The sequence below is a fragment of the Zunongwangia sp. HGR-M22 genome (assembly GCF_027594425.1).
GTDB lineage: Bacteria > Bacteroidota > Bacteroidia > Flavobacteriales > Flavobacteriaceae > Zunongwangia.
Genome location: NZ_CP115159.1, coordinates 3,582,800 through 3,594,586, shown reverse-complemented (window position 1 = coordinate 3,594,586; position 11,787 = coordinate 3,582,800). Strand labels below are relative to the sequence as shown.

Sequence of the window (11,787 nt, the reverse complement as noted above, 5' to 3'; positions counted from 1 at the left end):
AGCCTCTAAATACTGAGAGGCTTCGTTTGAACTATTTTAAGATTGCGAATAAAAATATTAATTATTCGATCGTATAATCGAAACTTCTAGACTGCGACAAACTAAAATAACCAAAGGCATAATTATCTTCATTTGTATTGTTGATAAGATTACCTCTTATGTTTGCCGGTGGAGTGCTAAAGGGATTGCCACTTGTACTTTGTATAATAAGACTCATGTATTCGTAAAATTGTTCAGAAATGCCTCTAAAAGTGGTATTAACTGTAGATCCTACTTCCAGGTCTTCATCAGAAAATCCATAGTCAACTTCATTGCCATTTATGAATTTATCACTACCAACTCCATATACAGGATAGATTAAAAAATCGGTTCGATAAGTTTCTAAATAATAATTTTCTTCCTCTTCAGGATCATTGAAATAATATGTGATTTCATAATTGTCAGCTGAAAAACCACCATCATCTGACTGTTCAATTCTGGTAATTTCAGGAGTGCTTATCATACGTTCTGTAGCCGTATAGGTTTCATTATCTACAATTACTTCTAACTGATAGCTGTCGTTGAGCTCTGGTAAAAAATTATTGCATTGGTAAGTTCCGGCTTCTTCGGTCTCTTCAAAAATAAAAATATCACCGTTAGCATTACTAATTTCAACTTCAGCATTACTTACTTTTTGCGTTTCGGTTTCGTAATAATCTGTAAGTCGGCTTAGATAAATTTGCTGAACATTTCCGGGAGTATTGGCTTCCCATAAAATTTCAGCATCAACAACTAGTCGATTGTCAGAAGGCTCTAGGTCTACTTCAATTACTTCTTCGCAGGAATAAAATGTAAAGATTAAACTGCAAAGAATAGCGTATAACCAGATTTTTTGAGTGAGTTTATATAAAGTTTTCATGGCTGATTAAAATTTGAAATTGTAAGAAACACTAGGGATAGCTCCAAAAATTGAAAGGCGTCGAGCTTCGTTGAAGCCGGTATCTTCGTTAGTTGTAAATCTAATCGAAGCTGCATTTTGGCGGTTGTAAGCATTATATAAGCTAAAAACCCAATAACTTTGCCAGCCTTTTTTCTTATCTGGTTTTGGCGTGTATGTGGCAGCCAAATCTAAATGATGATAAGTAGGTAAACGATTCTCGTTTCTTTTAGAATAATTAGGAACATGGATGCCTCCCAGCTCATAGTAACCATTAGGATAAGTTACCGGTTGTCCCGATTGCAAAGAAAAATTAGCACTAAAAGACCATTTTTCAGTATGCTCATAATTTGCCACAAAGCTCAAATTGTGTAATTTATCGTATGGAGAAAAGTACCAATCTCCGTCTGCAATCCCAGGTTCTTCAGGAGTGTTTCCTTCGGTACGTTGTTCTGCTCTCGATATGGTGTAAGAAAGCCAACCTTTTAGTTTTCCTGTATTTTTTCTGAACAAAAACTCCATCCCGTACGCTCTGGCTTTACCGCTAAGCAATACTTGTTCAATATTATTATTGCCTATAAGATCTGCCCCATCTACGTAATCAACACGGTTTTTAATGTCTTTATAAAAAGCTTCAGTTTCCAACGAATATTTTTTGTTACTGAAGTTTCTAAAATAACCTAAAGCATATTGATCTAAAAGTTGAGGTTTGATAAATGGTCCACTAGGCGTCCACATATTTACCGGAGTTGGCGATTGGCTGTTGGAAATAATGTGCATATACTGCGCCATGCGATTATAACTGGCTTTAAAAGAAGTTTCGTCGTTTAAGGCATAAGATAATGCAGCTCGAGGTTCTAAATTAGAAAAGTCCTTTATTACTTCGCCACTATCATAATTGGTGCTTCCTATAATTGGAGCATCTTCATAAATGTTGAAATCTGGATTGTACATCGCGGGATTGTTATTGGCATAAGTGTTTACGACCTGCGGGCCATAGCGATAAAACATGCTATAACGTAATCCATATCTGAAGTTTAGTTTTTCAGAAATCTTATGATTTACATCGATATAAGCAGATGGCTCAAACGCATATTTTTTATCTAATTGTAAAAAATTGATCGCAGAGCTTTCGTCTTTAGGTAAGAGCGTACCAGGATTAGTTTCGTAATAAGTGGCTTCCAATCCATAATTTAGCTGAATAGCTTCAGAAAGATAATGGTTCCAATCATATTTTAAACCATAGCTTGTAACGGCACTCTCCCAATAAAAACTTTGACTATCAAGATTTAAATTGAATTGATAATCGCTATAAAAAACCGATAAATCGGTATTTATATCTTCATTAAAACGATGTTTCCAATTAAGCTTGCCCATAGTGTTGCCATATGTAGTGGCAAAACTATCGCCAATATCAAAAAGATCTTTTCCAAAATATCCAGAAAAGCTTAGTGAGTTATTTTTATTTAAGCGGTAATTCAGTTTTGTATTTAAGTCATAAAACTGTGCAGAATTATCATTCAAGAAAATATGAGCGTAGGAAGATCTACCTGCGATCATAAACGAAGCTTTGTCCTTAATTATCGGTCCTTCGGCTTTGAGGTGGCTAGAGATCAATCCAATCCCTCCTTCAAGTTTGTAATCTTTATAATCTCCGTTAGCTTGTTTTATATCTAAAACTGAAGAAACTCTACCGCCATATTTAGAAGGTATTCCACCTTTGTAAAGATCAAGGGAATTTACCGCATCCGCATTAAAAACCGAGAAAAAACCGAATAAATGCGAATCGCTATAGATAGGAACATCGTCCAGTAAGATTAAGTTTTGATCGGCAGCACCACCGCGAACATTAAAACCAGAAGAACCTTCACCAGCATTGGTAACCCCAGGAAGCGTAAGAAGCGATTTTAAAGGATCGGGTTCGCCCATAGCTACCGGAATTTGTTTAATTTCATTCATCGTAAGGCTGTTCATACTCATTTGCGGCTTCTTGATATTCACCGCTTTCCCGTTTTGTTCGATCACTACTTCATTTAATGTTTCCCCTTCTTCTTCCAATTGAATTTTTAGATTGCGATCACGATCTAAATCAACTGTTTTTGTAATGGTTTGATAGCCTAAAAAACTAAAACTTACTTGATAAGTGTTTCGCGGAAGTATAATAGAAAACTCACCATCAAAATTAGATGTCGTTCCTTTTTTAAGTTCTGGGATGTTAATAGTAGCTCCTAATAGGGGAACATTTTTTTCATCGTAAATAGTGCCCGAAAGCAAAAATTCTTTCTGGCTGTTATTCGAAATTCGTTGTTTTACGGTGATATTATTTCCTAGAAGCTTGAATTCCTGTGGAAGTTGCGTGTTTAAATTGCGAATTAATTCGTCTATTTCTATGTCATCATATTTAAACGATTTTGCAAAGGATACCTTAGATTTAAGATCTTCAGTATAGGCTAATTTATAAGGCGATTGACTTTCAATCTGATCTTTTAAATTATTTATTGTATTCCCTTTTTCGATATATATAGCTAAGTTTTGGCTAACTAAACTTAAGCTACAAATAAATAAATAGGAGAAAAAAAGATGTTTCATACGTTGATGAGGTTTTGAAAAATGAATTTTAATATTATTTTTTTAGAATAACTTTTCTACGAGTCGAATCGATCTCGTAAGTTAGATTATGGATTTCAGTAATAATCTGTAAAGGTGTTTCAAGATGATCTTCTTTATTAATACGTAATGTTGTTTTTTTATTTAAAAAGTACTTTTCTATTTGTATATCATAACCATATTGTTTCTCTAAATAATCAATAATGGTTTTTAATTTTTTACTTTCAAAATCAACATATGTTTTGATATTGTTAATTTTAGGACGATCTTTTTGGTAAATAAATGCTTCGCCGGGTGAAAGTATCCAGCTTTCAGATTGCCCTTTGATATTCATCTTAACCTTGCCTTCATAGAGTTTAACTTCAGTCTTTTTATTAAGATCTGTGGTTATTGTAAATGTGGTTCCAAGAACAGTAGTGATAAGATTGTTATTATGAACTTCAAAAGGATGATGCTTATCTTTTGTTACCTGAAAAAAAGCATTGCCTTTTAAGTAAACTTTTCTGTTCTTATTAAAATTTGGGGGATAAGATATTTTAGAATTGCTATACATCCTAATTGCTGTGCTATCAGGTAAATAAATCACTTTGGTGTGATCACTGGGATTGGAAATATTTACAGTAGAAGCTGAAGTTTGTTGAGGTTCATTCCAAAAATAAAAACTACCGACTAAAATAAATAATATTACCGCTGCAGCATATTTTAGGTAAAAAGGTTTTTTGCGGCGTTTCTTTTTAAACGTAGTTTGATGAAAATCTTCCCAGGATTTTTCTTTTTTATTTTGGGTATTTTCTAAGGATGTTTCTTTCCAATATTCGTCAAACTGGGCATCAATTTGGTCTGTATCTATCATGATGCTTGCAATAACTCACAATTAAAACCCTCTTTTTGTACGCTTGTAATAAAATTTCCTGCTATTGTTGCTTGCGAAGAAACAATAATTAAAATATGATTATCCATTTCGTAAGGATGTATCTCGCAATCAGAAAAATTGAAGGCAAGAATTTTTAGAAGATAAATCAATTGTTCGCGTTCTAGTATATCGAGTTTGTAAATTTCAATAATCATTTTAGCTTATCTTTTTATAGTATACAATTGAGATTGTGAAAGTTCCTAAGCCTTTTTTATTTTTTTTCGGATAAAATTATTTGCCAGATAAATATGATTGGCAATGGTTTTATGAGAAAGCTGCGTCATGCTCGATATCTCTTTGTAAGAATAATTCTCTAGTTTATGGAGTTTGAAAATTTTTTTTTGCTGAACGGGAAGTTGATCAATTAGTTTAGAGATATTTTCACTCTTATCGGCGGTCTCATCATAGTCAGAAATTTCTGAAGACGTTTGGTCTCGAAGATAGTTTGAATCTAACGGAATGATTTTTTTCTCTCTTTGAAGGTAATTATAGATGATGTTTTTACAAATCACAATAATCTGAGCTTCTAATACAACGTCCTCTTTAAGTTGATGTCTGTTTTTATAAATTTTTACAAAAGCCTCCTGAATAAAATCCTCTGGAGTTAAAAACTTAAACTGAAATTTTTTACAGATATGAAAGAGTTTATCGTAATAGGCTAAGTAAACCTTTTTAAAGGTCTTAGTATTCCCCAATTTTAATTGCTGAATTGTTTTCCTGTTACTTTTCATTACTTCTGTAAAAGCTAATTGCAGCTATTAAACGATAAGGGTCACCTTATAATATACGAGTGGCGTAATTTTTTTGAAAGATCAAATTTATCTTAACTGAATTCATTTGAAATTCAACGGTGCAAACTTAGAAAATCTAATTTGTAATTTTAAAAGTTAGATTGTAGATTTGTCAGCCTTTTTTTAGGGCGTATTTAAAAGCTATTGCAATCTTCTTTAAAGGAATATTAATTTTTAATAATATTTCTCTCATAGAAGCTATAAAATACTATTGAGTAAGAACATAAAACTTCAAAATGAGTTTATTTTTTGAAGTAAAAATTTAGTTGTGTTGTTTGTTCCAAGAAATTGGAACTTGTAGGTAAACCTTTTTAGGCTATTTTTAGTCTTTGGGTTACCAATGAGAAGCTTTTTTCCGTTAATTCGGGAAGAGGCTTTTTTGTTTTATTACAACTTCAAAGATCACTTAGTTGATAATTATTAATTGCTAAGAGCAATTTTATTAAAAATCTTTATCTCTTTTTTTTCCAAAAGTGTGGCACTAATCAACAGATTGTGTGGTAAACATAAACGTGGAAAACCCCATAAATTCTTAAAATAGCCTTAAAATTGAGCTTCTAAAACGTTTGAAATGTAGCGGTATGCAAATTGCTTAAATGCTAATCAGAAAAAATATAACGCATGAGCAATAAATATAATCTATCCGTTTTAGCACGTTTTGCGTGGTTACTAATCACCATTTGTTCGTTAGGTTTAGCAACGTCCTGCAAGGAAGAAGAAAAAGAAGATGAAGGTATCCCTTTACCAGTAATTTCTTTGCAAGAACAAAATGCTTCCAAAGGATTTGAATATATAGGATCTATTGAAGGAGTAGAAACTATTGAAATTAGGCCACAGGTAGATGGAATTTTAGAAGAGATCTACGTAGATGAAGGCGATTTTGTGGAAAAAGGACAGGATTTATTCAAAGTAAATAGTCAACCCTATATGGAAGACTATAAAAATGCGAGAGCCAATGTTGCTTTAGAAAGAGCCAAAGTAGAAAAGGCAAAAAGTGATTTAGAACGTTTGCAACCACTTATTGATAACGAAGTAATTTCTGAAGTTCGAAAAAAATCTGTTGAGGCCGATTATCAGGTTGCTCTATCTTCACTTCAAAGAGCACAAGCCCAGGCAGCTAATATGAGAATCAATCTCGATTTTACTACTATAAAAGCACCTGTTAGCGGTTTTATGGGCAGAATCCCAAAATCACCTGGTAATGTCGTAAAGCAAACCGACGAGAAACCTCTTACCGTATTATCCAAAGTAGATGATATTTACGTCTATTTTTCGATGAGTGAGTCAGATTACTTGTACTACGAAAGAGCGAAGAACGACACGCTTTCTAATAAAATGAATAATAAAGTAAAACTTGTTCTTGCCGATGAGTCTGTTTATGAGCATACCGGAAAAATCGATGCCAATTCTGGGCAAATCGATAAAACTACCGGATCTATTACTTTAAGAGCTCGATTTGAAAATCCAGATACCTTATTAAGATCTGGTAATACGGGTAAAATTTTAATGGAAGAAATTTATCCAAAAGCGATTTTGGTACCTCAAAGTGCCACAACCTTTATTCAGGATAAAAAATTCGTTTTTGTTTTAGATGAAAACAATATAGCACAGCGAAAAGAAATAATTACAGAAGGACGATCTGGTGATAATTATATTGTTAGTTCCAAAAGTTTGTCTCCAAAAGATCGTATTGTGCTTTCTGGCTTAGATAAATTAGCAAACGGCATTAAAGTAAAACCAATCGAGCGAGGGCGTTTGCTATCTCAGGTCCAACTATAAATCATCACTTTTTAGCCAAACCAAACCTAGATCTACATGTTTAAGAAAATAATAAAAAGGCCCGTACTTACACTGGTCATTACTATCATATTGGTTATTGCCGGGGCCGCAAGTATTGCCTCTTTACCCGTAGAACGTTTCCCTGAAATTGCACCTCCAAGTGTTAGTGTTCAGGTTTATTATCCCGGGGGTAATGCAGAAACTGTTGCCAAATCTGTTTTATTGCCAATTGAAGAAGCTATTAATGGGACCGAGAATATGTCTTATGCTAATTCTACTGCAACAAACTCAGGTAGAGGTCGGGTTACTGTTTACTTTAAACCGGGTACAGACCCAGATTTAGCTGCTGTAGATATTCAGAATAGAATATCAACCATCACTTCTATGATCCCTCAGGAAGTTACTGAAGCTGGTATTTCGGTAACAAAAAGAATGAAGGGTAGTATCATGACGATAAATATTTATAGTGATGATCCTACTTACGATGAAACATTTCTAAACGCCTTTACCAGAATAAACATACGGCGAGAATTAAAACGTGTAGATGGATTAGCACAGGCTTCGATTTTGAGGCAGCGGGATTACGCTATGAGAATATGGCTAAACCCTCAAAAAATGGCTTCCTATCAGTTAACTCCGCGTGATGTGTTCGATCAAATTAAAGATCAGAATTTTGAAGCTGCACCGGGTAAATTTGGTGAAAACTCTGAAGAGCTTTTTGAAATTATAATGAAGCATGATGGCCGTTTTAATCAACCAGAGGATTACGAAAATCTGGTTATTAAAACCAAAGATGAGACAGTACTACATTTAAGGGATATTGCCAGAGTAGAATTTGGTGCTTCTAATTATACCAGTGAGAATCGGCTAAATGGTAAACCATCGGTTACAATCGATGTTGTGCAACAAAATGGTGCAAATGCCATGGAAATCGATGGCAAAATTAGAGAAATATTAGAGCAGCAATCACGATTATTTCCAGAGGATGTCCATTATAAAATCACCTATAGTGTTCGCGATCAAATAGACGAGTCGATGAGTCAGGTAGAACATACACTCGTAGAAGCCTTTATCCTTGTGTTTTTAGTAGTTTTTATTTTTCTTCAGGATTTTAGGGCGACGCTCATTACAGCAATTTCAATCCCTGCTTCTTTATTAGGAACCTTCTTTTTCTTGAATATTATTGGTGCTTCGATGAATGTCCTTAGTATGTTCTCTTTAGTGCTGGCTATTGGTATTGTAGTAGATGATGCCATTGTAGTAATGGAAGCTATTCACGAAAAGATGACACATCATAATATGCCGGTAAAAGAAGCGGTAAGTGCTGCTATGGACGAGATTACCGGGGCAATTATATCGATAACCGTAGTGATCGCCGCAGTATTTTTACCTGTAGGATTTTTAAGTGGACCTGTTGGAGTTTTTTATCAGGAATTCGCTTATACTATCATTTTTGCAGTATTGATTTCAGCTATAAATGCTTTAACGCTAACTCCGGTTTTAAGTAAAATTTTCTTCGATGGCAAAAATAAAAACAAAGAAAAACGAGGAATAGCCAAAGCCGTATCTAATTACAGGCAATACAGAAAAGCCAAAATATTACGAAACAAAGGATTTAGAAAATTTGATAGTTTCTTCGACAGGTTTACTAAGAGATATCTGGGGGTTGTACGGTGGACACTGAATCATAAATGGATTGGATTGGCAGCATTAGCCGTAATTATAGGTGCAACGGTATTTTTGTCGAAAATAACGCCTAGTGGATTTATCCCTACGGAAGATGATAATTTCTTGATATTATCGATGAAAATGCCCGAAGGATCCTCATTACACCGTACAAACACAGCGCTAAGAAAAGCAGATTCTATTTTGCAAGAACAACCTGCTGTTAAAGGTGTGAATACTGTTTCTGGTTTTAATGTGGTAGATAATGCAAATAGTCCATCGTCAGGATTGGCGTATGTACAGTTAAAGTCGGCTGATGAGCGCGGTGAAATTCAGGAGATAAAACCCGTAATCAAAAATTTATTAAGTAAGCTGGATGATATTCCCGAAACAGATTTTAATATGTATCCAAGACCAACTATACAGGGGTTTGGTAATTTCGACGGAGTACAGTTTATGCTTCAGGATAGGGCAGATGGCGATTTAGGTGAGTTTGGGCAAATTGTAAATGAATTTATCAATACCTTGAACAATCAGGAATCGGTAGAAAATGCTTTTACATCTTTTAACCCTAATTTCCCGCAATATCGCTTAGATATCGATTACGAAAAGGCCAAAAGTATGGGGGTAAGCGTTAAAGATATGATGTTTACCATTCAGTCTTACTTTGGTAGAGTCCAGCCTGGAGACTTCAATAGGTTTAGTAGGCAATACGGAGTTTATATGCAATCTGATATTCAGTTTAGAGAGTCTCCAGAGTCATTCAACAGCATTTTTGTTAAAAACGATAAGGGAGAAATGGTTCCGGTTAATACGATTGTAAAGCTTAAACAAACTTACGGGCCAGAGGTTGTGAATCGATATAACCTTTATAATGCTGCCAAGATTAATGTTACTCCCGCAGAGGGTTATAGTACAGGTGATGTGATGAATATGATTGAAGATCTTACTGCTGAAAAGCTTCCTGCAACCTTAAGTTACGAGTGGACCAGTATGAGTTTAGAAGAGAAAAATTCTGGTGGGGACACGATCATTGTGTTCATAATCATTATTTTATTGGTCTATTTTATTCTGGCGTCACAATACGAAAGTTTCTTATTGCCATTAGCCGTAATGCTATCCTTACCGGTGGGAATATTTGGCGTTTTTACAGCCATTAATTTTGCGGGTATCGATAACAATATTTATGTGCAGATTGGTATTATTATGCTTATTGGTTTATTAGCAAAAAATGCGATTCTAATTGTAGAATTTGTGGCTCAAAAAAGACGAGCTGGTTTCTCTGCATTTGATGCCGTGGTGGAAGCAAGTGCACTCAGAATTCGCCCAATAATTATGACGTCGCTGGCATTTACTGTAGGATTAATTCCATTAATGTTTGCTGAAGGTTCTTCGGCACAGGGAAATCATTCGGTTAGTATTGGTACTGCAGGTGGGATGATTAGCGGTATTGTTCTAGGGATTTTTATTATTCCGTTACTTGCTTATGTATTCCAAAGACTTCACGATAAAATGAATTTGGAACGTTATGGCGATTAAACCAAAATCAACTAAAAAATTGAAGATGAAAATGACTTTTCTTTCAACTATAAATACGAATAGAATTATACCTTCAACTAGCTGTTTTAAAGGGCTATTAGGAATTTTTGCAATGATAAGCGTGGTAAGTTGTAAAGTAGGAGAAGAATATACACGGCCAGAGTTTAAGGAGGATATTTCAGCTGAATATTATTCAGGAGAAAAAGACCTGGATTCGATGAAAACTGATTCTTTAAATCTTGCTGAAATTGATACCGATACTATCCCGATGTCTGAAATTCCGTGGAAAGAGTATATAGAAGATAGTACGTTGCAGTCGTTAATCGATACGGCTTTGGTAAATAATATAGACCTTAAAAAAGCCATGAAGAACATGGAAATTGGGATGGAAGAATTAGCGCAATCTAAAGCTAATTTTTTCCCTTCTCTAAATGCAAGGCCTGCAGATTATCGAAGAGATTATTATTCTGAAAATTACAATAATTACGGTTCTAATCGATCTCGTAGAAATCATGGTGAAAATCCACCAAGCAGTCTTTATACTGAAAGGCTAGAGTATTCATCTGCGCTACAGGCAAATTGGGAGCTGGATCTTTGGGGGAAATTGCGTTGGCAAAAAGAAGCTGCAAGAGCTGATTTTATGAAAAGCAAAGAATTTAAAAAAGCTGTGCAAACCTCTTTAATTGCTGAGGTAGCTTCAACCTATTTTAATCTAGTGATGCTTAAATCCCAAATTGAAGTTGCCCAGAAAAACTATGCTTTAAATGATAGTACTTTAAATATTGTACAATTGCAATATGATGCAGGAGAATCGACTTCGCTGGCCATCCAACAAACCAAATCACAAAAATTAAAAGCGAAAACTTTGATTCCTCAATTAGAGCGAGAGTATGTAATTATGGAGAATAAATTGAACCGTTTACTGGGTCGTTCTCCGCGATCGATAACCATACCAGCTAATTTTGAGGATATCGAATTTCAAAAAAGATACAACACAGGAATCCCGCTAGAATTAGTTAAAAATCGTCCAGATGTTGCGATGTCTGAATATGAGCTGATTGCCGCGAATGCCGATGCCGGTGTTGCTAATGCTTTGCGATATCCATCTTTAACTATTGGTGCTTCTGCGGGTTTAAATTCATTTGAATTAGATGAATTTTTGGATCCTGTAAGTTCTGGTTTTGCATTATTAAACGGAGCTATTTTTCAGCCAATTTTTAATAATCGTAAACTGAAAACAAATTATAATGTTGCACTTTCTCAAAAAGAAATTGCGCAACTGGATTTTAAAGGTAATCTTATCGAAGCGATTGCAGATGTGTCTAATTCTTTAGCAAAAATGGAAAAGCTGAAAGAAGAATATAATATAGCTGAAGAAAGAATTGAAGTAACCCAGAAAGGTTTAAAAGATGCCGGAATGTTGTTTAGAGGAGGTTATGCCAATTATCTTGAAGTACTTACCGCACAAAGTGATGCTTTAGAAAGTGAACTGAATTTAATTAATATTAAGAAGCAACTTTTAATTGCCAATGTAGAACTGTACCGTAATCTCGGTGGCGGGTGGCAATAGTGGATAA

Annotated in this window: 7 protein-coding genes; 3 read left to right on the top strand and 4 right to left on the bottom strand. The window is 34.6% G+C overall.

Translation table 11 applies throughout. The features are described 5' to 3' along the window. Positions 1–61 precede the first annotated feature (61 nt). From PBT91_RS15615 to PBT91_RS15600, 4 genes are all read right to left on the bottom strand, one after another. Entirely contained in the window at positions 62–898 is an 837-nt protein-coding gene (locus tag PBT91_RS15615) for a DUF4249 domain-containing protein (RefSeq protein WP_270059388.1), read from the bottom strand. Positions 899–904: 6 nt separating this feature from the next. Further along, a complete protein-coding gene (locus tag PBT91_RS15610; protein ID WP_270059387.1) occupies positions 905–3,505 on the bottom strand; it encodes a TonB-dependent receptor in 2,601 nt (866 codons plus the stop codon). A 34-nt stretch (positions 3,506–3,539) separates the two neighbouring features. Next, on the bottom strand, positions 3,540–4,376 hold the full coding sequence (locus PBT91_RS15605) for a FecR family protein (protein WP_270059386.1): 837 nt from the start codon (positions 4,374–4,376) through the stop codon (positions 3,540–3,542). A gap of 260 nt (positions 4,377–4,636) precedes the next feature. After that, positions 4,637–5,167 (bottom strand): RNA polymerase sigma factor, encoded by a 531-nt coding sequence (locus tag PBT91_RS15600; RefSeq protein WP_270059385.1) that lies wholly within the window; start codon positions 5,165–5,167, stop codon positions 4,637–4,639. Positions 5,168–5,848: 681 nt separating this feature from the next. Between PBT91_RS15600 and PBT91_RS15595 the strand changes: the two genes are divergently transcribed. From PBT91_RS15595 to PBT91_RS15585, 3 genes are read left to right on the top strand one after another with little or no spacing between them, the layout of a single operon-like run. Further along, entirely contained in the window at positions 5,849–7,006 is a 1,158-nt protein-coding gene (locus tag PBT91_RS15595) for an efflux RND transporter periplasmic adaptor subunit (RefSeq protein WP_270059384.1), read from the top strand. 36 nt (positions 7,007–7,042) lie between these two features. Further along, the gene (locus PBT91_RS15590; protein ID WP_270059383.1) at positions 7,043–10,210 is read left to right on the top strand and encodes an efflux RND transporter permease subunit; all 3,168 of its coding nucleotides are present in this window, start codon (positions 7,043–7,045) and stop codon (positions 10,208–10,210) included. 25 nt (positions 10,211–10,235) lie between these two features. Continuing rightward, positions 10,236–11,780: a TolC family protein gene (locus tag PBT91_RS15585; protein ID WP_270059382.1), complete on the top strand. Its 1,545-nt coding sequence runs from the start codon at positions 10,236–10,238 to the stop codon at positions 11,778–11,780. The last annotated feature ends 7 nt before the right edge of the window (positions 11,781–11,787 follow it).